This is a genomic window from Pedobacter sp. MR2016-19 (assembly GCF_014947265.1).
Classification (GTDB): Bacteria; Bacteroidota; Bacteroidia; order Sphingobacteriales; family Sphingobacteriaceae; genus Pedobacter.
In genome coordinates this window covers 58,767-85,108 of sequence record NZ_JADCNK010000001.1, presented here as the reverse complement: position 1 = coordinate 85,108, position 26,342 = coordinate 58,767, and the positions used below count along the sequence as shown (strand labels likewise).

Annotated in this window: 28 protein-coding genes; 15 read left to right on the top strand and 13 right to left on the bottom strand. The window is 38.3% G+C overall.

Annotated features, from left to right (window positions below):
• Positions 1 to 6: 6 nt before the first annotated feature.
• Positions 7 to 1,491: a xylulokinase gene (locus IM793_RS00410; RefSeq protein WP_193419229.1), complete on the bottom strand. Its 1,485-nt coding sequence runs from the start codon at positions 1,489 to 1,491 to the stop codon at positions 7 to 9.
• A 191-nt stretch (positions 1,492 to 1,682) separates the two neighbouring features.
• Between IM793_RS00410 and IM793_RS00405 the strand changes: the two genes are divergently transcribed.
• The 4 genes from IM793_RS00405 to IM793_RS00390 all read left to right on the top strand — a co-directional run bounded on the left by IM793_RS00405 (position 1,683) and on the right by IM793_RS00390 (position 4,329).
• Complete coding sequence (locus IM793_RS00405; protein WP_193419228.1) at positions 1,683 to 2,018, top strand: tRNA-binding protein; 336 nt, start codon at positions 1,683 to 1,685, stop codon at positions 2,016 to 2,018.
• Positions 2,019 to 2,411: 393 nt separating this feature from the next.
• Complete coding sequence (locus IM793_RS00400) at positions 2,412 to 2,879, top strand: nucleoside deaminase (protein ID WP_193419227.1); 468 nt, start codon at positions 2,412 to 2,414, stop codon at positions 2,877 to 2,879.
• 281 nt (positions 2,880 to 3,160) lie between these two features.
• Positions 3,161 to 3,769, top strand: coding sequence for a superoxide dismutase (locus IM793_RS00395; RefSeq protein WP_121285811.1), 609 nt, complete (start codon positions 3,161 to 3,163; stop codon positions 3,767 to 3,769).
• A 98-nt stretch (positions 3,770 to 3,867) separates the two neighbouring features.
• On the top strand, positions 3,868 to 4,329 hold the full coding sequence (locus IM793_RS00390; RefSeq protein WP_193419226.1) for a hypothetical protein: 462 nt from the start codon (positions 3,868 to 3,870) through the stop codon (positions 4,327 to 4,329).
• Between the two features lie 274 nt (positions 4,330 to 4,603).
• Here the strand turns inward: IM793_RS00390 and IM793_RS00385 are convergent, their stop codons facing one another.
• Both IM793_RS00385 and IM793_RS00380 read right to left on the bottom strand, forming a co-directional pair.
• Positions 4,604 to 5,536 carry a hydrogen peroxide-inducible genes activator gene (locus IM793_RS00385; RefSeq protein WP_121285817.1) on the bottom strand — a complete coding sequence of 311 codons (933 nt, stop codon included), beginning with the start codon at positions 5,534 to 5,536 and terminating at the stop codon, positions 4,604 to 4,606.
• Positions 5,537 to 5,673: 137 nt separating this feature from the next.
• Positions 5,674 to 6,600 carry a GDP-L-fucose synthase gene (locus IM793_RS00380; RefSeq protein ID WP_121285820.1) on the bottom strand — a complete coding sequence of 309 codons (927 nt, stop codon included), beginning with the start codon at positions 6,598 to 6,600 and terminating at the stop codon, positions 5,674 to 5,676.
• A 113-nt stretch (positions 6,601 to 6,713) separates the two neighbouring features.
• Here IM793_RS00380 and trmB point away from each other — a divergent pair, with 113 nt between their 5' ends.
• Genes trmB through IM793_RS00350 form a run of 6 tightly spaced genes read left to right on the top strand, consistent with a single transcriptional unit; the run spans position 6,714 to position 9,663 of the window.
• Entirely contained in the window at positions 6,714 to 7,364 is a 651-nt protein-coding gene (gene trmB / locus IM793_RS00375) for a tRNA (guanosine(46)-N7)-methyltransferase TrmB (protein WP_132395488.1), read from the top strand.
• Positions 7,364 to 7,699, top strand: a complete 336-nt coding sequence (locus IM793_RS00370) for an MGMT family protein (protein WP_193419225.1) — start codon at positions 7,364 to 7,366, stop codon at positions 7,697 to 7,699. Before trmB ends, IM793_RS00370 begins: the two co-directional genes overlap by 1 nt.
• A 59-nt stretch (positions 7,700 to 7,758) precedes the next feature.
• Positions 7,759 to 8,112: a carboxymuconolactone decarboxylase family protein gene (locus IM793_RS00365; RefSeq protein ID WP_193419224.1), complete on the top strand. Its 354-nt coding sequence runs from the start codon at positions 7,759 to 7,761 to the stop codon at positions 8,110 to 8,112.
• 57 nt (positions 8,113 to 8,169) lie between these two features.
• Entirely contained in the window at positions 8,170 to 8,532 is a 363-nt protein-coding gene (locus IM793_RS00360) for a four helix bundle protein (protein WP_193419223.1), read from the top strand.
• A gap of 1 nt (position 8,533) precedes the next feature.
• Entirely contained in the window at positions 8,534 to 9,121 is a 588-nt protein-coding gene (locus IM793_RS00355) for a DNA-3-methyladenine glycosylase I (protein ID WP_193419222.1), read from the top strand.
• On the top strand, positions 9,121 to 9,663 hold the full coding sequence (locus IM793_RS00350) for a GNAT family N-acetyltransferase (protein WP_193419221.1): 543 nt from the start codon (positions 9,121 to 9,123) through the stop codon (positions 9,661 to 9,663). The genes IM793_RS00355 and IM793_RS00350 overlap by 1 nt, the downstream gene beginning before the upstream one ends.
• Before the next feature lie 40 nt (positions 9,664 to 9,703).
• Here IM793_RS00350 and IM793_RS00345 read toward each other — a convergent pair whose 3' ends face one another.
• Positions 9,704 to 10,384 carry a hypothetical protein gene (locus IM793_RS00345; RefSeq protein ID WP_193419220.1) on the bottom strand — a complete coding sequence of 227 codons (681 nt, stop codon included), beginning with the start codon at positions 10,382 to 10,384 and terminating at the stop codon, positions 9,704 to 9,706.
• Between the two features lie 58 nt (positions 10,385 to 10,442).
• Between IM793_RS00345 and IM793_RS00340 the strand changes: the two genes are divergently transcribed.
• The 3 genes from IM793_RS00340 to IM793_RS00330 all read left to right on the top strand — a co-directional run bounded on the left by IM793_RS00340 (position 10,443) and on the right by IM793_RS00330 (position 14,480).
• Positions 10,443 to 11,141, top strand: coding sequence for a type II CAAX prenyl endopeptidase Rce1 family protein (locus IM793_RS00340; protein ID WP_193419219.1), 699 nt, complete (start codon positions 10,443 to 10,445; stop codon positions 11,139 to 11,141).
• Between the two features lie 101 nt (positions 11,142 to 11,242).
• Positions 11,243 to 14,050: a DNA polymerase I gene (polA, locus tag IM793_RS00335; RefSeq protein WP_193419218.1), complete on the top strand. Its 2,808-nt coding sequence runs from the start codon at positions 11,243 to 11,245 to the stop codon at positions 14,048 to 14,050.
• A 91-nt stretch (positions 14,051 to 14,141) separates the two neighbouring features.
• Entirely contained in the window at positions 14,142 to 14,480 is a 339-nt protein-coding gene (locus IM793_RS00330; RefSeq protein WP_193419217.1) for a hypothetical protein, read from the top strand.
• 200 nt (positions 14,481 to 14,680) lie between these two features.
• Here IM793_RS00330 and IM793_RS00325 read toward each other — a convergent pair whose 3' ends face one another.
• The 5 genes from IM793_RS00325 to IM793_RS00305 form a co-directional block, all read right to left on the bottom strand.
• Positions 14,681 to 15,358 carry a metal-dependent hydrolase gene (locus tag IM793_RS00325; RefSeq protein WP_193419216.1) on the bottom strand — a complete coding sequence of 226 codons (678 nt, stop codon included), beginning with the start codon at positions 15,356 to 15,358 and terminating at the stop codon, positions 14,681 to 14,683.
• A gap of 71 nt (positions 15,359 to 15,429) precedes the next feature.
• Positions 15,430 to 15,735 carry a YbaB/EbfC family nucleoid-associated protein gene (locus IM793_RS00320; protein ID WP_121285851.1) on the bottom strand — a complete coding sequence of 102 codons (306 nt, stop codon included), beginning with the start codon at positions 15,733 to 15,735 and terminating at the stop codon, positions 15,430 to 15,432.
• 23 nt (positions 15,736 to 15,758) lie between these two features.
• Positions 15,759 to 16,742 (bottom strand): hypothetical protein, encoded by a 984-nt coding sequence (locus IM793_RS00315; protein ID WP_193419215.1) that lies wholly within the window; start codon positions 16,740 to 16,742, stop codon positions 15,759 to 15,761.
• A 4-nt stretch (positions 16,743 to 16,746) separates the two neighbouring features.
• A complete protein-coding gene (locus tag IM793_RS00310) occupies positions 16,747 to 17,979 on the bottom strand; it encodes a serine hydrolase (protein WP_193419214.1) in 1,233 nt (410 codons plus the stop codon).
• A gap of 68 nt (positions 17,980 to 18,047) precedes the next feature.
• Positions 18,048 to 18,599: a cupin domain-containing protein gene (locus IM793_RS00305; protein WP_132395476.1), complete on the bottom strand. Its 552-nt coding sequence runs from the start codon at positions 18,597 to 18,599 to the stop codon at positions 18,048 to 18,050.
• A 200-nt stretch (positions 18,600 to 18,799) separates the two neighbouring features.
• Here IM793_RS00305 and IM793_RS00300 point away from each other — a divergent pair, with 200 nt between their 5' ends.
• Positions 18,800 to 19,177: a GxxExxY protein gene (locus IM793_RS00300; protein ID WP_193419213.1), complete on the top strand. Its 378-nt coding sequence runs from the start codon at positions 18,800 to 18,802 to the stop codon at positions 19,175 to 19,177.
• Between the two features lie 108 nt (positions 19,178 to 19,285).
• Here the strand turns inward: IM793_RS00300 and IM793_RS00295 are convergent, their stop codons facing one another.
• The 4 genes from IM793_RS00295 to pdhA form a co-directional block, all read right to left on the bottom strand.
• Entirely contained in the window at positions 19,286 to 21,064 is a 1,779-nt protein-coding gene (locus IM793_RS00295; protein WP_193419212.1) for a DUF885 family protein, read from the bottom strand.
• A gap of 46 nt (positions 21,065 to 21,110) precedes the next feature.
• Positions 21,111 to 22,478: an InlB B-repeat-containing protein gene (locus IM793_RS00290; RefSeq protein WP_193419211.1), complete on the bottom strand. Its 1,368-nt coding sequence runs from the start codon at positions 22,476 to 22,478 to the stop codon at positions 21,111 to 21,113.
• A 92-nt stretch (positions 22,479 to 22,570) separates the two neighbouring features.
• Positions 22,571 to 24,250: a pyruvate dehydrogenase complex dihydrolipoamide acetyltransferase gene (locus IM793_RS00285; protein WP_193419210.1), complete on the bottom strand. Its 1,680-nt coding sequence runs from the start codon at positions 24,248 to 24,250 to the stop codon at positions 22,571 to 22,573.
• A 30-nt stretch (positions 24,251 to 24,280) separates the two neighbouring features.
• On the bottom strand, positions 24,281 to 25,276 hold the full coding sequence (gene pdhA / locus IM793_RS00280; protein ID WP_121285870.1) for a pyruvate dehydrogenase (acetyl-transferring) E1 component subunit alpha: 996 nt from the start codon (positions 25,274 to 25,276) through the stop codon (positions 24,281 to 24,283).
• A 485-nt stretch (positions 25,277 to 25,761) separates the two neighbouring features.
• Here pdhA and IM793_RS00275 point away from each other — a divergent pair, with 485 nt between their 5' ends.
• Positions 25,762 to 26,319 carry a C40 family peptidase gene (locus tag IM793_RS00275; protein WP_193419209.1) on the top strand — a complete coding sequence of 186 codons (558 nt, stop codon included), beginning with the start codon at positions 25,762 to 25,764 and terminating at the stop codon, positions 26,317 to 26,319.
• The last annotated feature ends 23 nt before the right edge of the window (positions 26,320 to 26,342 follow it).

Genomic DNA, 26,342 nt, shown 5'->3' with positions numbered 1-26,342 from the left:
GAACCATTAACCAATTGCTAATTGTTTTTCTAATATTTTTTTCCAATCCTGATAGATTGCTTCATATTCAGCTGAATGTTGTGGTATTAAAGTCTTAATTACTTCGTGGTTGCTAAAAGCTTCTTCTGCGCTTTTAAAAATTCCGGCGCCTATACCTGCACCTAATGCTGCGCCTACACTGCCGTCGTTTTCGTAAAGTTCTACCGGAATGCCAGTAACATCTACAAAAGTTTGTGCAAATACATCACTTAAAAAAAGATTGGCTCTTCCGGCCCGGATGACTTTAGGCTGCATGCCATTTTCCCGCATGATATCCAATCCATAACGGAAAGAGAAGGCAATCCCTTCTTGTATCGCCCTGAAGATATCTGATTGATTGTGGAGGTTCAAATCTATGCCCAATAACTGTGCGCCTGTATATTGGTTGTTTAACATCCGTTCTGCACCGTTTCCGAAAGGAAGTACTTTTAAGCCATTACTACCTATTGGCGCTTTCGACGCCAGGATATTCAGGTCGGCATAACTAGACTGTGGCGCGAAATTATGTTTTGCCCAGCGGTACATGCTGCCGGTACCATTAATACAAAGTAAAACCCCAGTGTGCTTTTTTTCTTCTGAATAGGTTACATGCGCAAAAGTATTCACTCTCGATTGTTTATCGTAAGTAAGCCCGTCGCTTACGCCGTAAATTACTCCAGATGTTCCTGCTGTGGCCGCAACCTCCCCAGGTTTTAATACATTTAGAGAAAGCGCGTTGTTCGGCTGATCGCCAGATTTATAGGCAACCGGAATACCTGTTGGTAAGTTCAAAGAATGGGCAATATCGGCTTTTAAATAACCATGTTCGGAGAATAAGGGTTTTACGGTTGGGATGAGGTTGCCCGAAAAGCCATAATACTCCATTACATCTTTAGAAATTTCGTGGTTTTCAAAATCCCAGAAAATGCCTTCAGATAGTGCCGAAATACTTGTTGTAATTTCTCCCGTTAATTTCATGGCGATAAAATCGCCAGGGAGCATTATCTTATCAATGCGGTTATAGATGTCTGGTTCATTTGCTTTTACCCATGCTAGTTTTGATGCCGTAAAGTTACCTGGAGAGTTTAATAAATGTTTCAGGGATTTGTCATGCCCAATGGCCTCAAAAGCACTATTGCCCAGTTCAACTGCTCTGCTATCGCACCAAATAATACTATCGCGGAGCACCTGCTGATTTTTATCTACAACAACCAATCCATGCATTTGGTACGCAATACCAATGGATTTAATTTCTTTTGGGTCAAAAAGACCTGTCGAATTTAATTTCAGTATAGCCTGTTGAACATTTTGCCACCAATCATCAGGTGACTGTTCTGCCCAGCCAGACTGTAAAGATTTGATTGCTGTTTCCTCCTCCGGATATTGAGCGGTAGCTATGTTTCTTTGTGTAGTTGCGTCAACAATGGCAACTTTTATGGATGAGGTACCTAAATCAATTCCTAATAAATACATGCTTTCATCTAATTTTAATATTTGGTTATGCAAACGGTTGCATAAAGATAGTTGGAAAAATATAAAACGCAAATTTTTTATAAAATCGTTTGAATTAAATGCAATCTTTTGAATTGAATTAATCTGTATTTTGGAGCTAATGGAGAATTATTTAATAATTTATATTTTTGCCATTAATACATTGATTGTTTATGGAACAGATTACATGGGGCGATTTCGAAAAAGTAGAATTAAGGGTAGGAACCATTTTAGAGGCTTTCGAATTTCCTGAAGCCCGAAGACCAGCATATAAGGTAAAAGTAGATTTTGGCGAATTTGGCATTAAAATGAGTAGTGCACAGATTACCAAACATTATACATTGGAAGAATTACCTGGAAAACAAATTGTTGCGGTGGTTAACTTTCCAAAAAAACAGATCGGCAAATTCATGTCAGAATTTTTAGTTACCGGTTTTGCCGATGAAAACGGCGATATCGTATTAACTACGGTGCAAAGCAAAGTGCCCAATGGAAGTAAGCTGGTTTAGCCGACTTCCGAAGTTTGCCTGAGCCTTGGCCCATGTAAACTTTGAGGCATTTCCCGCAGATTTAAAAGGATAAGAAACACAGATCATTTTAATAATATAAATCTGCGATGTTTATCTGCTGCAATCTGTGGGAGAATAGAGTATCTATTTATACCGCGAAGTTCTCTTATTAAGCACAGGCTTCGCTAAATAGCCCTGATTGTAGTGGAAAGCCCGCAAACGAGGCACGAGTGCGGACTTGAAATGGAAAGCAGGACTGAAGTAACCGATTAGCACTGACACTGCGCTCCAAAACAAAAGCAAATTTTCAGCTTAGACTTCAGAAGTTTACCACTCCCATGGCCACCAAAACTTCGGAAGTCTTTTTGGCCATTATTACTCTATATTTGCCACATGAGTTTTTACAATTTCGAAAATACCGATCCGGAGGAAGAAGACATTCATTATATGAAACTGGCTCTGGAAGAAGCAAAAAAAGCTTTAGCTGAAGATGAAATTCCGATAGGTGCTATAGTGATAAGTAAAAACAGGATTATTGGACGGGGCTATAATTTAACCGAACGCTTTAACGATGTAACTGCACATGCAGAAATGCAGGCCTTTACCTCAGCGGCACAAACTATCGGAGGGAAATATTTAAGGGATTGTACCTTATATGTAACTATCGAGCCTTGTGTAATGTGCGCTGGTGCAAGTTACTGGACGCAGATTGGCCGCATTGTGTATGGTGCCCGAGAAGAAAAAAGAGGATTCATCTCCAAAAATGCAAATCTGCTCCATCCTAAAACCGTGCTAAAAGGCGGGGTAATGGCAGAGGAGTGCGGAGCGTTAATGAAGGGATTTTTTGCGAAGAAGAGGTAGATTGAGTTGATGGTCCATGGTAATGTAGTTCATAGCCTCTTAGTGAGATCCGCATTTGTATGCGTTTAAGGTATAAATGGTGATACAATCCGCCTTCTCATGCACCCTTATTGCAAAGCGGGATGATGGTAGTTTTTTCTAAAAACCTTCCAATATTAAAACCTTCAACATTACAACATTAACCCGGAAAACGATTTGATGATAATAACATGAACAAATCTTAACGTTCTAATGTTATATTTGCTACAAGAAACATTTTTAAATCTTAAAACATAAACATTATGGCTTTTGAATTACCTGCGTTACATTACGCAACCGATGCATTAGAACCGCATATTGATAAAACTACCATGGAAATCCACCATGATAAACACCATCAAGCTTACGTTACCAACTTAAATAAAGCGTTAGAAGGTAAACCTGAAGCGAGCTCTAGCATCGAGGAAATTGTAAAAAACATTTCAAAATTCCCTGCTGCTGTTAGAAATAATGGTGGTGGTCATTATAACCACTCATTATTCTGGAATATCTTAGGTCCAAATAAAGGTGGCGAGCCAACTGGCGATTTAGCTAAAGCAATTAACGAAACTTTTGGTTCTTTTGCTGATCTTAAAACTAAATTACAAGAAGCTGGTGCTACCCGCTTCGGTTCTGGTTGGGCCTGGTTATCGGTAGGTGCTGATAAAAAACTTCAGGTTTCTTCTACTCCAAACCAAGACAATCCTTTAATGGATGTTGCTGAGGTAAAAGGTACACCAATTTTAGGTATTGATGTTTGGGAACACGCATATTACTTAAAATACCAAAACAAACGCCCTGATTATTTAGCGGCAATTTGGAATGTAGTAAACTGGGATGCAGTTGCTGAACTTTACAAAAAAGCTTTGTAAGCTAAATCTTCCATAAAATTTAAAAGAAGTCCCGGTGCAAATCGGGACTTCCTTGTTTTAAGATAATTAAGTAACTTCGCAGATATAAAATATTCGAAATGAAAAGGCTTGTAATTTTATTCTTAATTGTGATTGGTGTAAATGGATTGGTAAGTGCACAGCAAAATAAAGTGCCTACTCCTTCAGAAATTGCAAAAAAGAATGTAGAGGATCTTGACAAAAGGTTAAAACTAAATGGCACGCAAAAAAGCGTTATCTACAGTTTCACTTTTAACCAGGCAAAAGAACAGGCAGATTTAATTAAAAGGCAGCAGACAGGCAATTCGCGCGAAGAGGATGTGGATAAATTCTATAAATTACAGAATGAGACCTCAAAGAATATCCGCAATGTTTTAAGACCAGAGCAGCAAACCGAATATGATAAAATCATAGAGGAGCGTTTAAGCGGCAAAGGCTTAAAAGCTAAAAACAAGAAAAAGAAAAAAGGCGAAGAGGACGAAGTGGAGAGTGATATTAAAGGCTTGCTGTCTGCACCTCCGGTAGAAAAACAAAATCAGTAGTATTTTTTTCAAACTAGCTTTGGTAATCGGTTAAGTCATTAACAAATGCCAGAGATCATCTTAGGTCCTATTTAATCAATAGTCGTCACCCCTGACCTGTAGCGAAGCGAAAAGCTACGAAGTAAACCGAGCCTTAAGCGAGCTCACCGAAGGTAATTTATTTCAGGGTCTATGCAGCGGTAAAGATGCTGAAATGAATTCAGCATGACGATTGCGTGGGTTAGACTTGCGAAGTTTTTCCTGCGCACTGCCCATTTAAACTTCGCAAGAAAGCCTAAATCCCAACAACATCCTTTTTCTTTTTTTGCTTCATTGCTTTTGGGATAATTTCTAAAATCTCATCTTTTAAAGCATTAAGCATCCGTTTTTTAATGAAGTTTTTATGTGTAACCAGACTGATCTCGCGTACAGGTTCAGGCGATTTAAAATGACGAACCTTATTGATCTGCTTTGCATTTAATTCTGTTATAGCAAGCTCAGGCAATAGTGTTGCACCTCCATTTAAATCAACCATACGCACCAGGGTTTCTACACTACCTGTATTATACTCCAGCCCTTGTAATCTGTTGTTTTTTGTGGAGCGGCAAATGTTTAATACCTGATTACGCATGCAATGGCCTTCGTTTAAGAGCCAGATGTTTTCTTCGTTCAGATCTTCAGCATCAACGGCCTTCTTTCTATAGAGTTTGCTGTTTTTGCTGATGTAGCTTACAAAGTTTTCGTAATATAATGGAATTTCGGTAATGTTCGGGTCGGTAAGTGGGGTGGCTAAAATACCACAATCGAGTACTCCTGTTTTTAGGTGATGAATAATGTCTTCGGTGGTGTATTCCCAGATTAAAAGTTTTAATTCAGGATACTTATCCAGCATGGCCGAAATCACTTCTGGAAGCAGGTATGGTGCAACAGTTGGGATTACGCCTATTCTTAATTCTCCTAAAACATCCTGCTGCTGACTGCTGATCAGTTCTTTTATTTTTCCACTTTCCTGTAAAATAATTCTGGCTTGCGCAATAATCTGGGCGCCAATTTCGGTCGGACTTACGGGTTGTTTGCTCCTGTCGAAAATTTTAACGCTGATCAGTTCCTCTAGTTTTTGCACCTGCATACTTAAGGTCGGTTGCGTTACAAAACATTTATCAGCAGCGGTAACAAAACTTCTGTAAGTATCTACAGCAACGATATATTCTAGTTGAACTAAAGTCATATAGTTGAAATTTATTTATCTTATCAAAGATATAAATTTTAACTATATAAAATTAATGAATGAGAGAATTAGTGATTGATTGAATGGGGTGGATTAAAACATTCTGTCATTCAACTCTTCTCTTATTCAGTCATTTCTTAATATCTGCTTTCGAAATCCTGATAAGCCAGGGCAATACCTTCTTTAAGCTCAATTTTATGTTTCCAGCCCAGGTTATGGAGTTTGCTTACGTCCATCAACTTGCGTGGTGTTCCATCCGGCTTAGTGGCATCGAATACTAATTCGCCTTCAAAACCCAGTACATCTTTGATTAATAAAGCAAGGTCTTTAATGGTTAAATCTTGTCCGGTACCCACGTTAATCAAGTGCGGTTCGTTATAGTTTTGCATCAGGAAATAACAGGCATCTGCCAGGTCGTCTGCAAACAAAAATTCGCGCATAGGCGATCCGGACCCCCAAACAACAATTTCCTTTTCGTTGTTCGCTTTTGCCTCATGTACCTTACGGATCAAAGCTGGTAAAACATGCGAATTTTGAGGATGATAGTTGTCATTAAAACCATATAAATTTGTTGGCATCACTGAGATGAAATTGCAGCCATACTGATCGCGGTAGGCATCGCACATTTTGATCCCTGCAATTTTTGCAATGGCATAAGGTTCGTTGGTGTGTTCTAAAGTTCCGGTTAAAAGATAATCTTCTTTTAAAGGTTGTGGAGCCATTTTAGGGTAAATGCAGCTCGACCCCAGGAACATTAATTTTTTAACGCCGGTTACATAAGCATTATGGATCACGTTATTTTGTATGGCTAAATTTTCGTAGAGAAAATCGGCCCTATATGTATTATTGGCTACAATGCCGCCAACCTTTGCCGCAGCAAGAAACACATAATCTGGCTTTTCATTCGCAAAGAAATCGGTAACGGCCTGCTGGTTGCGCAGATCCAGTTCATCTGAAGTTTTGGTGATGATATTTTCGTAACCTTCTTTTTGTAGTTTACGGTAAATGGCCGAACCCACCATTCCACGATGACCTGCAACATATATTTTAGCGTTTTTTTCCACGGTAATTTTTATAAGCTGCAAAAATACGATTCCTAAACAAGATTGCCATTAATCTTTATGGCAAAAGAAACTTCGATTATTGATTTAATTGTATTTTTGCAGAAAAAAAACTTTTGGGTAAAGATAAACTTAGGCGTTTTGCAGAAATCGAAACATTTGCAAACGTATATCAATTAGAACAAGGAAAAGCTTTAAAGGGAAACTGGGCTTCAGCACATTTTAAAAATGCGAACCCCATTGTGCTCGAATTGGCATGTGGAAAAGGCGAATATTCGGTAAATCTGGCAAGGTTGTTTCCGGATAAGAATTTCATCGGTGTTGATTATAAAGGTAACCGCATTTGGCGCGGGGCCAAAACAGCTATTGAAGACGGGATCGATAATGTGGCTTTTTTAAGGATACAGATTGAAAATTTGTTGGATTACTTTAACGAAGGAGAAATTGATGAGATCTGGATTACCTTTCCTGATCCTCAACCACAGGATAGCCGTGAGAAAAAACGTTTAACTTTTCCCGCATTCTTAAACCGGTATAAACTTGTTTTAAAACCAGGTGGTCATGTTAATTTGAAAACAGATAACGACCAACTGTATGCTTATACCTGCGAAAAGGTTGCAGAATTAAGTTTACCTGTACAAAAAAATACCGATCATTTATATACTTCAGATCTGGTTGATGAGGTATTGTCGATCAAAACCTATTACGAGAAAAAATACTTGCTACACGATAAGAATATTAATTATATTCAATTTTCTTTTGAATAATGGATACCAACTTTTACGAACAGGTTTATGAGATTGCCCGCTTAATTCCGAAGGGAAAGGTTACTTCTTATGGAGCTATTGCGAAAAGTTTGGGTGCAGCAAAATCATCAAGAATGGTCGGGCATGCCATGCTTTATGCCGGAACAGCCCATCCTCAAGTGCCCGCACATAGGGTAGTAAACAGTAGTGGCCTGCTTACCGGAAAGTTTCATTTTAAACCTCCTGAGCTAATGGAAGAGTTGTTAAGAAAGGAAGGCGTTGAAGTTAAAAATGATAAGGTGCTTAACTTTAAAAAGGTTTTCTGGAACCCGCTGGAAGAAATCAACCTTGACTAAGTAAATTAATGAATATCATGCTCTCATTCAAAAAATCATTCATTCAATAATTATTATACATGGGAAAGTTAGTAGAAGAATTTAATGGTTATCGTGAAAAAATGAACGATAGGATCATGGAAACGGCGAATACAAACATCAAACGTTTTTTCGCTTTAGATACCACTTCCTATGCTGACGGTGCCCTGGATGTTAAAACAAAAGAAATGTTGGGCCTGGTAGCCTCAATGGTTTTGCGCTGTGATGACTGCATTAAATACCATTTAGGCAAATGTTTCGACGCGGGTGTAAACAGCGACGAAATGAGCGAAATTTTTATGATCGCCAATCTTGTGGGCGGCAGTATCGTAATTCCACATTATAGGAGAGCTGTGGAGTATTGGGATGAACTAAGTTCTAGTCCAGAGTCTTAAGTCCTAAGTATATAGTCTCTTTCTCTTCCCAAATTATTATATTAGTTTAAAAAAAACATGGGAAAGTTTATAGAATTAATCGCTTATAAAAAAGGATTTGCTCTTTTGATGGACGTCTTTAATTTAACGAAAGATTTCCCTAAATCAGAGCATTACAGCCTGGTAGATCAGATGCGTAGATCTTCAAGATCTGTATGTAGCAGTATTGGTGAAGCCTACAAAAAGAGAAGATACCCTAATCATTTTATTAGTAAACTATCAGATGCAGATATGGAAAATGGTGAAACGCAAGTTTGGTTAGATGTAGCGCTCGCCTGTAATTATATCTCTGAAGAAAAATTCAATTACTTGGATGCTCAATGTGAAGAAATAAGCAAACTATTAAATTTTATGATTAGCCATCCTGCAAAATTCGCATAATATGACTCAAGACTCAGGACTCAAGACTCTGGACTCAATAGTACGTTGCACCTGGGCTGGCACCGATCCACTTTACATCAAATACCACGATGAAGAATGGGGAAAACCCGTCTACGATGATAAAATCCTATTCGAATTTTTAATACTCGAAGGCGCACAGGCTGGTTTAAGCTGGATTACTATCCTTCGAAGACGGGAAAACTACCGTAAAGCCTTTGCCAATTTTGAGGTTAAAAAAGTAGCTGCTTTTACTGAAAAAGATGTAGAGCGTTTGATGAATGATGAAGGCATTATCCGCAACCGTTTAAAAGTTAACGGAGCCATTACCAACGCTAAATTATTTATTGGGATTCAGAAAGAATTTGGCAGTTTCTCTAAATACATGTGGAGTTTTGTTCCTGGTGGCAAACCAATCCAAAATCACATCGAAAAAATGAGTGATGTTCCTCCACGAACAGAACTTTCTGATCGGATCAGCAAAGACATGAAAAAACGTGGTTTCAAATTTTTTGGCACCACCATCTGTTATGCACACATGCAGGCAACTGGGATGGTGAACGACCACTTGTTAAACTGTTGTGCCAGATAATGTTTACTTCAGCTACAATACTTACCGATAGATTTTTATTGAGGCAATTTTGTTCTGACGATCTGGTATTTATTTTTGAAGGATTATCCCATCCGGATGTGATCCGCTATTATGGTGTGCGCTATGCAAACCTGGAGGAAACCAATGAACAATTGATCTGGTTCAATGAGCTTCAAAAAAATGAAACTGGTATTTGGTTGGCAATTTGTGATAAAGAAAGCCTTGTTTGCTTAGGTGCCATTGGACTTAATGATTTAAGTAAAACGGATCAAAAGGCTGAAATCGGTTTTTGGCTGTTGCCCGAACATTGGGGAAAAGGCATCATTAAAGAAGTAGCAAATTCCATTTGTAATTATGCCTTTGAGAAATTAGGCTTAAGAAAAATCGAGGCTATGGTTGAAACTGAAAATGAAAACAGCAGAAAAGTGCTGCAAAAACTTGACTTTGACTATCACAAAACAATTGAGAACTGTGAATTTAAAAACGATAAGCTTATCAGTTTAGCCATATATGTAAAGCTAAAGCACGAAGATCTTATTTAGACGATCCTGCAACCCTAAAAATCTATTATTAATCCTGGCGCTATTTCCTTGTTGCATTATATTCCTTAACCCATTCAATTACCTCTCTGCTATTAAAATCCGTTCCGGCTTCTACCTTGGCTTTTAAGGCAGGTTGGTCTCCCATTTTCTGCAACAGAATATTCTTCACCTCAATCTTTTTGCTGTCCTCGGTTATCGCTTTCATGGGTACTTCCTGTAAAGGTCCGGCGCCAGGTTTTTCAATAAAGTAGCGCACAACAGGTGCGCCTGCAGGTCTTTCCAGTGCTCCATTACGTCCGCCGCCGATGCTGATGCCTCCGCCCATACCCATGCCACCATAACCACCAGTGCCTGTTCCAATACCAATTGAAGGCCTGAATTTTACCTTTTTCTCTTTCACCTGAGGAACCAGGGTGCCTCCGCCAAAGGAATAAAGGTTAACAGTTCCTATTTCGATTACTTTAACAAAACGATATTCGAAATTGCGCCCATTTGCAAATCCCTTGCTCACAAAACTATCACCATTCCAGAAGAAATTTTTCACATCCTTGGCCGGCAAAATCACATCAGCCTCATCATTGGCGCTAATAAACACCGAAAAATAATCGGTTCCTTTTATCGTTCCGCGGATTACATCGTCGTTATTTTTAACGATAAAATCCTGTGCATAAGTGGTGAACGCTATTGAAAAAAATAAAATAAAAAGGTTGAAAATCTTCATAAGTTAGCAATATCGGGATACAACGTAAATTATTTAAAAATAATATCCAAAAACAGTAATGATTGAAACGCTCTCTGCATTTTGGGATTTCTTAAAAAAGCCAAAACTTCTAAAACTCAGTAAAGATAATAAATCTCTTTGGAGAGATCTCTTATGGTTGCTCCTACTCGATTTAATATTTGCAGGTATTATAATGGGTATTTATTATATTCTGGTGCATTTTAAAGTTATCGATGAATATGTAGAAAAAATTGATGTCCTGAAAAAGTTTGGCCTACTGGTAGCGCTATTGATCGGGTGTATTTTAGCTCCTCTATTGGAAGAATCTTTTTTCAGGTGGCATTTAAGAGGAAAATATCTTCCTATATACTTTATATGCTTTACCCTAGCCCTGATATCTGATTATTTCATAAACAGCAATTTTCTCAAATTGCCAATTTATATTATTTTCTTTTTTATATCCCTCATTTTACGCAGATACTTTAAAAGAATGGATATCCGTAGAAGAATTGTTTTCCAACGTCAATCTTTCGGATATCTCTTTTACTATTCAGCTATAATATTTGGTTTAATGCATTTAACCAACATCAAAGACTTAACGCTTAGCGACCCGGCATTTATTATATTTGTTATCTCACAATTATTTGGTGGACTATCGCTGGGATATCTCCGCATTAAATATGGCTTAATCTACTCCATCTTATTTCATAGCCTCATTAATTTTATAATGATATTATTAGCGTTCTTTTTCAGTTAAATTGAATGTATATCTCTTCTAAACCTTTAACTTTGGTTAATTTATCACCAATAGGTACAATTAATGGACTATCGGTGTAATCATAAAATCGGTGTAATCACATGAATAAAAAACTCTTTCTCCTCGACGGTATGGCGCTAATGTACAGGGCGCATTTTGCATTAAGTAAAAATCCGCGCTTTACCTCAACAGGTATCAATACATCGGCAGTAATGGGCTTTACCAATACCTTATTAGATGTTTTGAAGAAAGAAAAACCGACACACATTGCAGTGGTTTTTGATACTGAAGCCCCAACTGAAAGGCATACCTCTTTTGAGGCCTATAAAGCACACCGTCAGGCCATGCCTGAAGATCTGGCAGCAGCAATGCCTTATGTAATTAAATTGATTACAGGTTTCAATATCCCCGTAATTACTTCTGATGGTTATGAGGCTGATGATATTATTGGTACACTGGCCAAAAAAGCGGAACAAAAGGGGTATCAGGTTTATTGTATGACACCTGATAAGGATTTTGCACAACTGGTTTCTGAAAATATTTTTATTTACAAACCAGCCCGTATGGGTAACGATATGGAAATATTGGGTGTAAAAGAAGTATTGGCTAAATGGGAGATCGAAAATGTATTGCAGGTGATCGATATCCTGGGCTTATGGGGCGATGCTGTAGATAATATCCCAGGTATTCCGGGCATCGGCGAAAAAACCGCAAAAGCCCTGATCAAACAATATGGCTCTATGGAGAACATTATTGCAAACTCCCACGAGCTAAAAGGGAAACAACGCGAAAACGTAGAAAACTTTGCACAACAGGGATTAATGTCTAAAAAACTAGCGACAATTCTCTTGGATGTTCCCGTTGAATTGGATGAGGCCAGTTTAGAACTCTGTGATCCGAGCCGTGATTTATTAGAACCATTATTTACCGAATTAGAATTCAGGACTTTAGGACGCAGGGTATTTGGAGATGAATTTTCGGTAACCACAGCGCGCTTTCAGGAGGGTACGCAAACAGATTTATTCGGCAATCAATCAGGAGAAACCATTCAATATACCAACACACTGGAAGAAGAACCGGCAGAAAAACTTCCAACCAAAACCATTGAAAATACTGAACACGATTACCAGCTGGTCGACTCGGCTGAGCAGCGTGCTGATTTGATCAAATTATTACTTGCCGAAAAGCGAATCTCCTTTGATACCGAAACTACTGGCACTGATGCAAACATGGCCGATTTAGTAGGCTTGTCATTCTCCATTAAACCTGGAACAGGTTATTATATCCCAGTGCCTGCAGAAAGGGAAGAAGCACAATTAATTGTTGATGAATTTAGGGTGATATTGGAAAATGAGGCCATTGAGAAAATCGGCCAGAATACCAAATATGATATCCTGGTTTTAAAATGGTATGGCGTAGAAGTAAAAGGCAAGCTTTTCGATACCATGCTTGCGCATTATTTAATCGATCCCGATACCCGACATGGGATGGATGTATTATCAGAGAATTATCTTGGTTACTCTCCGATCTCGATTACCAAACTGATCGGTGCAAAAGGTAAAAACCAGGGCACCATGCGCGATGTTCCGGTAATTGATGTTGTAGATTATGCAGCTGAAGATGCCGATGTAACTCTGCAGTTAGCACACATCTTTGAACCAAAATTAAAAGAGTTAAATGCAGCCAAACTTGCCGAAGAAATTGAAAATCCTTTGGTTTATGTATTGGCAGATATAGAAAAGGAAGGCGTTCGAATTGATATCGAAACTTTACAGGCCTATTCTAAAGAGCTTGAAACAGAAATTATCAAGTTCGAACAGAATGTGTACGACAAAGCCGGAATTAAATTTAACCTGGCTTCGCCGAAACAACTGGGAGAGGTTTTATTTGATAAACTTCAGCTCGACCCGAAAGCTAAAAAAACTAAAACCGGTCAGTACCAAACCGGAGAAGATGTTTTAATGGCGCTAGCCAGTAAAAGTGATATTGTAAAGGATATTTTAGATTTCCGCCAGTTACAGAAACTTAAATCAACCTATGTTGATGCATTGCCACTAATGGTTAACCCCAAAACTGGCAGGGTACACACATCCTACAATCAGGCCGTTGCAGCAACCGGAAGATTAAGCTCCAATAACCCGAATTTACAGAACATCCCAATCCGTACAGAACGTGGCAGGGAAGTACGTAAAGCTTTTATTGCAAGAGATGAAAACCACATATTGCTATCGGCCGATTATTCGCAGATAGAATTGCGCATTATTGCCGAAATCAGCAAAGAAGAAAATATGCTTGATGCTTTTAATAAAGGGATAGATATCCACACGGCAACAGCAGCAAAAGTATATGGTGTAAGCATTGAAGAGGTTGATGGAACGCAACGTAGAAATGCAAAAGCAGTTAACTTTGGTATTATTTACGGTCAATCGGCTTTTGGTTTGTCGCAGAACCTGGGTATTCCACGTAAAGAAGCTGCCGAAATTATTGAACAATACTTTGCGCAATATCCTGGTATTAAACGTTACATGAGCGATACCATGAATTTTGCCCGCGAGAATGGATTTGTAGAAACCATAATGGGTAGAAGACGCTATTTGAGAGACATTAACTCCGCCAATCAGACAGTAAGAGGTTTTGCTGAACGAAATGCCATTAACGCACCTATACAGGGCTCTGCAGCGGATATGATCAAGATTGCTATGATCAATATCCACAAAGAGATGAAAGCACAAAATTTGCAATCAACTATGACTATGCAAGTGCATGATGAGTTGGTGTTTGATGTATTAAGGTCTGAAAAAGAAGTAATGAAAGCAATTATTCAGGATAAAATGGCCAATGCGATTAAATTAACTGTACCGATTGTTGTAGAAATTGGAGAGGGCGATAATTGGTTGGCTGCGCATTAAAAATAAAAATTAGTTATCTTCATTAAAACTTCATATCGATTTATGAATTTTATATCAACAAAATAAACGAGTAAAACAAAAATCAGAAATTATGAAAAAGTTATTGAGTTTAATCGCAATCGCAGCATTTGGTTTAACAACAGCATTTGCTCAAACACCAGCTACAGCTACTAAAGCTAAAACTGTTGCCAAAAAAGAAGTAAAAACAACAACTGCACCTGTTAAAGCAGGCGTAAAACAAGAGGCTAAAAAAGTAGAAACTAAAACAACTACTACAGCTGCTAAAGTAAAAGCAGATGGTACGCCAGATAAACGTTTTAAAGAAAATAAAGCAAAAGCAGTAACTAAAGTTGCTGGTCCAACTAAAAAAGATGGTACAGCAGATATGCGTTACAAAGCAAACAAAGCTGCCGCTGCTAAAAAGAATTAGGTTCAGGTTTATAATTTGAAGGGTCTCCAATGAAAATCGGAGGCCCTTTTTTGTTTTTACGCCACATGGATTACTCCTTAAGCGTGCACTCTGCAAAAAAAATCGTCATCTCGACCGGAACGCAGTGTAGCGGAGAGATCTACCTCGAGATAGATTTCTCCATTCCGTTGCACTTTAGTCGAAATGACGGTTCGCCGAAACTATAAACTTATTGTCTCACCAATTTCTGGCAACAATAAAGTTTTGTTTTCGCGCTCAAATTTATCTAAAGCAGCTTTGGTATCAATTTCAATTACTGGGAAGGTATTGTAATGAACGCCGATCACCTTATCGCAATCGAAATATTTCGTTGCAATCAAAGCATCATCAACATCCATCGTGTAATTTCCACCGATAGGTAAAATGGCATAATCAAGGTTGTAAATATCAGCCAAAACCTTCATTTCTATGGTTAAACCTGTATCACCAGCAAAGTAAATCTGTTTGCCATCAACTTCAAGTACAAAACCAGCAGGATTTCCGCCGTAACTTCCATCTGGTAAACCTGATGAGTGTGTAGCGGGTACCATGCGTACAGTTCCCCAATCAAAAGTAAATTTACCAAAATTCATTCCGTGTACTTTTTCCACACCTTGTTTAGAAGCCCAATCGGTAATCTCAGGCATTGCAATAACAGTCGCCTGGGTTTGTTTAGCCAATTCAACCAAGTCGGCTACGTGGTCGCCATGACCATGGCTCACTAAAATATAATCAGCTTCAATCGCTTTAATATCTACATTTTTAGCTAGTGGATTATGTGATATAAATGGATCGAACAATAATTTTTTGCCAGCTGCTTCTAGTAAGAAACAAGATTGGCCATAATAGGTGTATTTCATAGTTTTAGTATCAAGTAGAGGGTTTTTAGTATCAAGTATGGAGAATTAAGTATCAAGATTGATTAACGATATTATTGGCCAAACATACCACCCAGGCCACCTAGCATATCCTGCGCCGAGGCCTGCATTTCGGCAGCACTAACCTGTTCGGCACTTGCCATCGCTTTGTTAATTGCAGTTAATAAAAGTTCTTCCAATTCTTCCTTATCGGCGTTTTTCAAAAACTCCTCATCAATGGAAATTCCTGTGATGGATTTGTTGGCTGTAGCGGTGATTTTTATTGCACCATTTTCAACTTCGCCAAACACCGAGATCGTATCCAGACGCTTTTTAACTTCTTCGGCTTTTTGTTGAGCCGCAAATAATTTATCGAACATAATCGTTTTGTTTTATAGTGAAACTAAATCCGGCCCAAAATCGTATTGGCCTCATCAAGGAAGCGCTCAATCTTTTTAGTACCTATAAAGCTTTTAAGGTTTAAGATGATTGTTTTATTTTTGGCAGGCAAAAAAATCTCTGCCCTGACTTCAGTGCCGGAATAAATAAGATTAGTTGTTTTACGGATCACCTGAAAACGGATTAGATCATCAAAAGGGTAATCTTTTTTAAAACGGCCGGCAAAAGTAGAACGGATAATTTTCCTTTGGCTTTTATCAAAGCGGATGTTGGATGTTGCTGCAAAAAGAAGTGCCAAGCCTATGGCTGCCGGGAAATAGGTCAGGAGTATTTTTTGAATAGATCCTTCGTTTGATAAAAAATCGGGGCTAAACAATATAGCAACAGTAGCACCGATAAAAATCAACCCCAAAATAAAACTTCCTATCTTATTATCCCGCAAGAGGTAAACACCTCCTCCTTCTTTGAAAAACTTAAAATCGTAAATGGTCTGCTTAGGAATTACCGGTGCATTGGCAAACACAAGCTCATCAATCTTTGGTAATACCTCCTGTTGAAAAGCGATCAGGTTGGCATTGGTGGCTTTACTATAACCGGAAGAAACAAGTAAGCCTCTGCCATGTCTGTTGCTTTTTTTGAACAGTTTATAATTAAAGCCGCTTCCCAGCACTTCGTATGGCTCTACTGAGGCGATATCATCAAAAGGGATTGATCCAGTCGGTAAAAACGCAATTTTTTTATATAAAACCCTGCTGTTCCCATCAAAAATTACTTTTGTTTCGGCAATAAAAATCAGCAGTAACGGAATTAATAACAGGAAGCCATAATAGCCAAGAGTGAGGCCAGGAGAATAACCCTGTACCGATTTCGATAAAAAGAAAATAAAGGTCGCAATCAGTACAAAAAATATAAGCCCAACTATCCTTAAATTTCTTTTAGGATAGATGGTTAATGTACCCGGTCCGATAATCCATTTTGTTTTTGCCATAAATTTAATCTTCGTCTGAACCTGGCAAACTGCCATTGCCATGGTATGCCCCTTTGCGGATAATCGGCATGTCGAAGTGTTTATACAGATCATCGAGATGCATTAAACTTCCGTTGGTCAGGTTGCCTAAAAACACAATAACAATGTTTTTGTTTAGATCTCTTACATAAATATGGCGGAAACCATGCCACCAACCCGTATGGTATACCACTTTGTCCATTTTTTCGCCATCAAACATTCTCCAGCCATAACCATAGTTGAAGTGACCATTAATAGGCTTATTGTGTCCGGTATAGGCAGAATCGAGGCTCTTTTTACTTAATAATCTTCCATTTTTCAAATATTTATCAAACAGCACCAAATCGTGTACCGTACTATAAATGCCTTTATCTCCAACTGGCCCATCCAGAAAGTTCTGTGCAACAGAGTATCTAAAACTATTGCGGTCGTGGCCAACTACGTCAACCGGAATTTTTTCATACTCGGTTGTGCTATATACATGTGTATGTTTTAATCCGGCTGGTTTAAACACATGTTCCATCATGTATTGCGAATAGCGCTGTCCGGTTACCTTTTCTATGATGGCACCCAACACCATAAAATTTGAGTTGTTATAATGGAATCGGTTATCTGGTTTGGTGTATGGGTTTGGTTTCCGCTCAGCAATAACATTCATTACTTCCTGATTGGTAACCCCTTTTTTCATATTGCGTTTTTCCTTACGCCAGATATCATCAATAAAGTAAACGTAATTCATCATGCCACTTCGGTGAGAAAGCAATAGTTTTACGGTAATGCCCTCATAAGGAAAATTAGGGTAGAACTTTTTTACGTTATCGTTTAACGAAAGTTTTCCGGCCTCCACCAATTGCATAATCGCCGTGCCGGTAAATGTTTTGGTAATGGAGGCTAATTCAAACTCTGAGTTGATCGTCAAACTATCTCTGTGGAGGTAATCGGCCCAACCGATCGCTTTTTCGTAAAGGATTTTTCCGTCTTTTGCCACCAGCATATTTCCGTTAAAACCATATTTTTTATGTAGATTATCTACAAAATCGGCAATCCATTTGTCGCCTTTTTGTGGGTTATAAACCAATAAAAGGCTATCCGCTTTATCATCTTCTTTGGTGCGGATTTTTTTTTCAGCAGCCTTTTTCTCTTCAGATTTTTTGCTTGAACAAGCAGTTAATAAAGTTGCAGAGAGGGCTAATGCTGAACATATATATCGAAAATTCATTTATAATAAGGGTAGTATATTTAAAACCCGAAAATTAAAGAATTTTAGACGGTTAAAACGAAAGAGTTTTACACATTTTCGCAATTTTGATTGTACCAGCACTCAAATAAGTGACCTTTACTTCCATAAACAGGGTCGTTGTCTGGATTTTTCACGTTGGCAATGGTTTCATCTGCTTCAGGTCGCTCTTCAGCTTTCCCATATTTCATGTCGTAATCTGAACCATTTGGATATGCGCCAACAACAGTGAAGTCGTCGCTTGAGTTCAGTTTTTTGTGTGCTACGCCTGCAGGGATGATAATTACGTCACCTTTATCCAGCTCTATACAAACGCCATGGTCCCCTCCAAACTGTACATCGGCCTTGCCGCAAAATACACCCATTACTTCGTGTGTATTGCTATGGTAATGGTGATAGTCAAAAATGCCATCTACCCAGGCATTTGTGTACCCATTCTGTGCGAAAACTTTTTTGATTACTTCTTCAGTATCATCAGGATGTAACCTGAACGTACCTTTGTAAATCATTAACGGTAATTTGGGATTGTTAGGGAAATTGCCGTTCTCCTCTATTTTATGTGCAACTAAGTAAGCTTCTTGTATCAATTTTTCTTTGTCCATGATTTTCGGGTGTTTAATAATTAACAAAGGAATTGGAAAAGGGTTTAGGTTTGTCAGGTTTTTCTCCCGCAGATTTAAGAAGATAAACGCAGAGTTGCTCTCTTTTTCTTAAACTGAATTTATAATTTTGATAATTACAGAGATTATAATATTTTTAGTTAATCATCCTCATTTAAGAATACCCATTAAATTTTTATACTATGGATGAGAATGATATCTCCTATCAAATAAGAGGTGCAATATTTACAGTTTACAATGCATTAGGCCCCGGTTTATTAGAATCTGTTTACGAAACGGTACTGACTTATGTTTTAACCAAAAATGGCTTAGATGTTAAGCAACAGGTAAAATTACCGGTTGTTTTTGAAGGTATAACCCTTGATGCCGGCTATCGGATAGATTTATTAATAAACGATCTGGTCATTATCGAAGTAAAATCAGTAGAAACACTTGCGCCAGTTCACCATAAGCAGGTACTTACTTATCTGAAACTTTCTGGCTTACGACTTGGATTGCTTGTTAATTTTAATTCTTCAAACATATCACAGTCAATCTGGAGAAAAGTGAATGGTCTTTGATGAGTGTTTCCTGCCGATCGCTACGAAAAACGCTGAGATGAATGGTTTATCTGCGTTCTTTGCGAAATCTGCGGGAAACACTTTCTAGTATCAATAAAAAGATATAAACTACTTCTGGCTCTCGGCCCAGGCATCCATCTTCGCTTCAAAAACTGATAAAGGAAACGACCCATCTTTTAAAACAGCGGTATGAAAAGCTGCTAATTTAAACTTCGGACCTAATTCCTTCTCATATTTGCTTCTCAATTCCCTTATTTTCATTGCGCCGGTTTTGTAGCCTAAAGCTTGTGCAGGAATGCCCATATAACGTTCAATTTCTGCTGTTGCACCTTCAGTACTAATCGCTTCATTGTCTGTCATGTATTTTATAGCTTCCTCCCTGCTCATGTTTTTGGTGTGAATGGCTACATCAACCACTAAACGGATGGCCCGGTGCATTTCATCGCCCAGTGCACCCATGTGTTGATAAGGATCCTGATATAGGCCCAGTTCTTTCCCTAACGATTCGCAGTATAAAGCCCAACCTTCTACATAAGCATTATGACCACCAAAACGGCGGAAATTAGGAAGTGATTTATTTTCCTGCGTTAAAGAAATCTGGTAATGGTGGCCTGGAATTGCCTCATGAAGAAACAGCGATTCCATACCCGAAGTAGTGTTAAATGTTTTCGCATCTAAAATGGGTACATAAAAGATCCCTGGGCGTGATCCGTCTGCAGAACCTTGATTATATTCAGCACTTGCCGATGCAGCCCTGAAAGCTTCTGTTTGCCGGATTTCGAAAGGTGTTTTAGGCTCTACCTCAAACATTTTTTTCAAGTTGGGTTTCATGCGCTGGTGGATATTTTCAAAAGCAGCTAGCACCTCTTGAGGTGTTTTATAAGGCATGAATTTTTTATCGGTTTTCATGTATTCGAAAAAAGCTTTCAAATCGCCCTTAAAGCCAACTAAATTTTTGATGCTGTCCATTTGACCTTTAATCCGGGCAACTTCTTTTAAGCCTGTTTGATAGATTTCTTCCGGTGTTTTGTTAGTAGTGGTTTGTTGTTTTACCAGATAAGTGTACCAGGCCAATCCGCCGGGCATAGCTGAATAGCCAGAGGTAGTTCGTGTTTTTGGCAGATATTCGTTCTGTAGATAGTCGGCCAATTTTTTATAGGTAGGGATAATTACATTAGTGATCGATGTGCGGTACGCTTCTGTCAGCTTTTGTTTATCTGAGGCAGAAAAACTTGCTGGCATTAATTTGATCGGTCCGTAAAATAAACTTTCTTCTGGTTTGGCTGCCACCATGCTTTGCATTTGAGGGATCATTTTTATCACCAATGCTTTTGGTAGTACAATGCCTGCTGCCGCACCTTTTTTAAAATTTCCGATGGCCGTATCGGCCCACACCGAAAATGCATCGACCCGTTTTAACCAATCTTCGTAATTTTTTACCGTTTTAAAAGGTTGTGCTCCTGTGCCTGAGCCCAATTGGCCAATGGTTAAGGGGAGCGCAAACATTTGGTTAAATGGGAGATATTCAGAATGGTATTTTAATCCTTCCAGATTAATTTCCAGTTGATCTTTCAGGTAGTCATAAGATAATTTATCGTTTTCGTCAAGGCTTTCGCGGTCATATTTACCCAGGCTATCCAGATAACGCTGATTGTAGCTTTTAAACTCTTTTAAATAAGCTTGCGATCCGTCATTTGCCAAAAGATCGTTATAACGTTCATCTCCGATGTAAGTAGCGCTTAAAGGATTTAATTTTAATCCATCCTGATAATATTGCTCGCAAAGGGCTGCAAAGGTTTTGTTTTCTGCGCCATTATCAGAACTGTTTTTTTGCTTACAGGCAAGCATTGCAGTAATGCAGATAGCAAAAAGAAATATTTTTTTCATTTATTTTGAGTTAAGGTTCTAATCAAAAGAGTATCTTGAGTTGTAATCATCGCTTTATCATCCTTATTAAGGAATTGTAATCATCCATAACATAAAGATTTTGATTATCATCTAATGCAATGTCACGAATAATATTAAATTTAGAATCTGTTACCAAGCCATCTTTAAAGCCATATTGATTGCCATTAATTACTGTAAAGACTTCTCCATCTGGGGAAATCATTCTTAATCTAGAAGAAGCAAATAATGTTTCGGCTACATATAAATTATCATATTTATCTACAACTATCCTTGTTGGTTGACTAAATTTTGCTTTTCTCCCGATACCGTCTGCGTAACCATCCTCACCGCTACCCGCAAAAGTAGATACAATGCCATTACTTATCTTTCTTATACAATTATTCAATTGATCTGCAATATATAAGTCACCTTTAGAGTCAATACAAATACCTTGCGGAAATCTAAACCCTGCATTAGCTAATAATCCATCTTTAAATTGGAATTGGTCCGCAGTTCTACACAATGTTGTAACGGTGCCATCTGGGGTAATTTTTCTAATTAATGAATTACCCCATTCAGTTAATATAATATTACCTTCTGCATCGAAAACCATACCACCAGGTGTCCAAAATCCTGCAGTCGTACCTTTGCCATCTACTGCTTTTGGTATTCCATTGCCAGCGATTGTTGTAACTTCGCCTGAAGGAGCAATTTTTCGTAATCTATTATTGTCAAAAATAAACAAGTTGCCCTTACTATCTGTAGCCATAGCAGAACCAGGTCCTTCAAATGCAGCCGATGTTCCAAAACCATCTTTATATTCCTGCCTGCCTGTGCCTGCTACCGTTATTACCTGTCCTACCGGGGTGATTTTTCTAATTCGTCTATTTAAATATTCATTTATCCATAATGTACCATCTTTACCCTTACATATACCTCCAAGTCCCCAAAAATGAACTTGATCGCCATATCCGTCTGAATACCCTGTTGTGTTTCCCCAGCTTGTATTAAACCCTCTAGTATCGCCAGCTAAAGTGTTTACTGATTTAAATCCTGGCTTCCATTTAGCATATAATGTTATTTGAGAGGTAATAAGTTCATTAATATCAAATTTTTCCTTATAGTCTACATCTTTATACCAACCATCAAAGTGCCATACATTTTTTTCAGGATTATTGGGTAAAACTATTGTTGCTCCGCTCTTTACTAATTGATTTTTTACGGGCGTGCCCCCATTTGTTTCAAAATTAATTAGGATTTGTTTATTCTCAGGACTGTCCTGCTTCTTACAAGAAATCGATCCCAGCAGTAAAATAATAGATATTAATTTGAATTTAAAATGCATCTTAATAATTGAAATATAAGCGTTAATTTTTGAATAACATTTCTTGAGGTAAGAAACATATCTAGCCAAATTTAATTAAATTTAATAAAAAAGCCATCCGAAAAGGATGGCTTTAAATTTTAGGTCTGAGATCCTTCGACAAGCTCAGGATGACAAATATATTACGCTAATAACCTGATTGGCTCTTCTAATAGACCTTTTAAGGTTTGTAAGAATTGTGCTCCTGTTGCACCATCAACCACACGGTGATCGCAACCTAAAGTCAATTTCATTACATTACCAGGAACAACAGCACCGTTTTTAACCACCGGAACTTGTTGAATTGCACCTACTGATAAAATTGCACCATCAGGAGAGTTGATAATTGAAGTAAACTCATCAATACCAAACATACCTAAATTAGAAACAGTGAAAGTAGAACCTTCCCAATCTGCAGGTTGTAATTTTTTAGCTTTTGCTTTACCACCAAAATCTTTTACTTCTGCAGAGATGTGTGATAAAGATTTGCCATCAGCGAAACGCACTACTGGTACCAATAAACCATCTTCAACAGCCATAGCTACACCAATGTTGGTATGTTCGTTAAATCTGATTTTATCGCCACCCCATGATGAATTAACAGCCGGGTGTTTTTTCAGGGCAACGGCAACCGCTTTAATTACGATATCGTTGAAAGAAACTTTAACAGGAGCAACCGCGTTGATTGCCGTACGTGCAGCCATTGCATTGTCCATATCGATACTTACTGTCAGGTAAAAATGTGGGGCAGTAAATAAACTTTCAGCTAAGCGTTTTGCAATTACTTTACGCATTTGCGAAACAGGTTGCTCGGTGTACTTAACCTCACCAACAAATGTAGGGATAACTGGTGCAGCAGCTGCAGCTTTCTCAGCAACCGGAGCTGATGCAGATTCAGTTTTAGCTGGAGCAGCTGATGGCTTGAAGTTTTCGATATCTTTTTTAATGATACGGCCACCTTCTGCACTACCTGCAACCTGTGCTAAATCGATCCCTTTATCTTTAGCAATTTTCTTAGCTAAAGGAGATGCTTTAACACGGCTATCTGATGCGCTTTCCGCAACTGGAGCAGATGCGCTAGCATCAGCAGTTGTAGCTTGTTTTTCTTCTTTAGGTGCTTCAGCAGTTTCAGCTTTAGGAGCCGGAGCTGAGCCGCCTGCTAAAATTCCGCTTACATCAGTTCCTTCAGGACCAACGATAGCGATAATTCCGTTTACTTTTGCAGCAGCACCTTTCTCTACACCAATGTGTAATAAAGTTCCGGTTGCATAGCCCATTACTTCCATAGTAGCCTTATCGGTTTCTACATCAGCAAGAACATCATCATCTTTTACTTTATCGCCAACTTTTTTATGCCATTCAGCAATTACGCCTTCAGTCATGGTATCGCTTAACAAAGGCATGCGGATAACCGTAACACCTTTTGCTGCTAATTCTTCTTCACTTAAGCCACCACCCTGAGCAGGTGCCGACTCTTCTTTTTTATCTTCAGCTTTAGGAGCTTCATCTTTGCCGTCAGACTTCGGGCTTGCCGACTCCTGACTTCCAGATTGTTCCGCTTCTAATGCAGCTTTATAATCTTCGCCTTCTTTACCAATAACGGCCATGATCGCATCAACAGGAACAGCTGTTCCTTCTTCTATACCAACGTATAAAAGGACACCATCCCAATAAGATTCCATATCCATTGTTGCTTTGTCAGTTTCTACTTCTGCCAAAACATCGCCGCTTTTCACTTTATCGCCCACCTTTTTATGCCACTTTGCCAAAACCCCTTCGGTCATGGTGTCGCTCATTTTGGGCATTTTAATTACATCAGCCATTATATCTAATTAATTGAAATCTTATTAATATTAGTCCATTACGTAAGGGTAGTCCTGTTGCATATATACATCTTTGTATAGTTCGGATGCATCAGGCCAAGGAGATTCTTCAGCAAATTTTACTGCCTGATCTACAATTCCTTTTACTTTAGCTTCTACCTCTTCAATCCAGGCTTGATCTGCATACTTCTCTTTAAGGATCGTTTCTCTCGCATGTTCAACCGGATCTTTTGCTTTGTAATCTTCTAATTCTTCTTTGGTACGATATTTTGCCGGATCTGACATGGAGTGACCACGATATCGGTAAGTTCTCATTTCTAAGAAAGTAGGTCCTTCACCTTTACGCGCACGTTGAATTGCTTCGTCCATTGCATTGTGTACAGCAACCGGATCCATACCGTCAACTGGTGCACATGGCATATCGAAACCTAAACCTATTTTATAAATATCGGTCATGTTGGTAGTACGTTGTACTGAGGTACCCATTGCATAACCATTGTTTTCGCAAACAAAAATAACAGGCAATTTCCAAAGCATGGCCATGTTAAAAGTTTCGTTTAATGCACCTTGGCGCACAGCACCATCGCCCATATAACAAATGTTAACATTATCAGTTCCTTTGTATTTTTCTGCAAAAGCAACGCCAGCACCTAATGGAATCTGACCGCCAACAATTGCATGACCACCGTAGAAGTTATGCTCTTTACTGAACATGTGCATTGAACCACCTTTACCTTTAGAGCAACCTGTAGCCTTACCGTACATTTCTGCCATAATACTATCAGCACTAACTCCTAAAGCTAAGGCATGAGCATGATCACGGTAGGTTGTAATCATTGAATCACCTTTTTGCATTGCAGATATTGCACCTGCAACTACAGCTTCTTGTCCAATGTATAAATGACAAAAGCCACGTATTTTTTGTTGTCCGTATAACTGGCCGGTTTTTTCTTCGAATTTGCGCATCAGCAACATCGACTCAAACCACTTTAACCAGGTATCTTTATTTATTTCTACTGCACTCATTTTAGGATATTTGTTTTTTGCGACAGCAAATCTAATTTTTTTATTGTAATTTTTGGCACTTTTAAGTGTAAAAACATCGTAGTTATAGGGCTAAAATCAGAATTAACACTTGTTTTACAATTAAATACAAACCATAAACACTTCTGCTGATTTCACATAAGTAAATCAATGCCCTTTATCATAATAAGTATTCAATTTATTCTAAAATTTAATTCTGTATAAGCGCATATTTCCATAATTTAAAAATAAAGCGCGTTTAACCAAAATAGGAATATCCGAAAAGAAAAAACATTTTAAAAAGATGGGTATTGGAGCCGAAATTTTACTCAAAAGCAGTGGATAAAAAATAAAAATGTTAATAACTTTCACTTTTTATAACATTACATTTGGATAACATTTGTATAATCAATACTTTTGACAACCAACAATAAGCCCATGTGGTGTACGTTAATGTGTAAGTGAATACCCAAACATAACTGTATAACATGATTAAAAAAATTTTGTTTTCTACCCTAATCGCTATCTGCACGCTCTCCAACGCATTTGCGCAAACAAAAACAAAAGAATCTGGTAAAGACTTAAATGATCCCGATAACCTTGCATCACAATATTTTTCGCAGGTAATGGGTGTTGCGGTAGATGCGACCTCGAATTTAAAACTGTATAAGTTTATATACGAATGGATCGGAACTCCTTATAGTTATGGTGGAAACACAAAAAGAGGGATCGATTGTTCTGCTTTTACCAAAGCAATTTACGATAAAGTTTTCAACACCACCATCAGAAGAAATTCGCGCGATATTTTCAGCATGGTAGATCCATTATCCAAAGAAGATTTAAAAGAAGGCGATCTGGTTTTCTTCAAAATTAAAAGCAGAAGTATTTCACATGTTGGTATTTACCTGGGCGATAACAGATTTGCACATGCATCAAGTTCTCGCGGCGTGGTCATCAGCAACCTTAACGAACCTTATTACAACCGTTACTTTTACAAAGGTGGCCGCGTTTTAGAATCGTTTAAGAAAGAATTTACAGTAGAATAATTCAGTTAACAGTGGCCATTTTC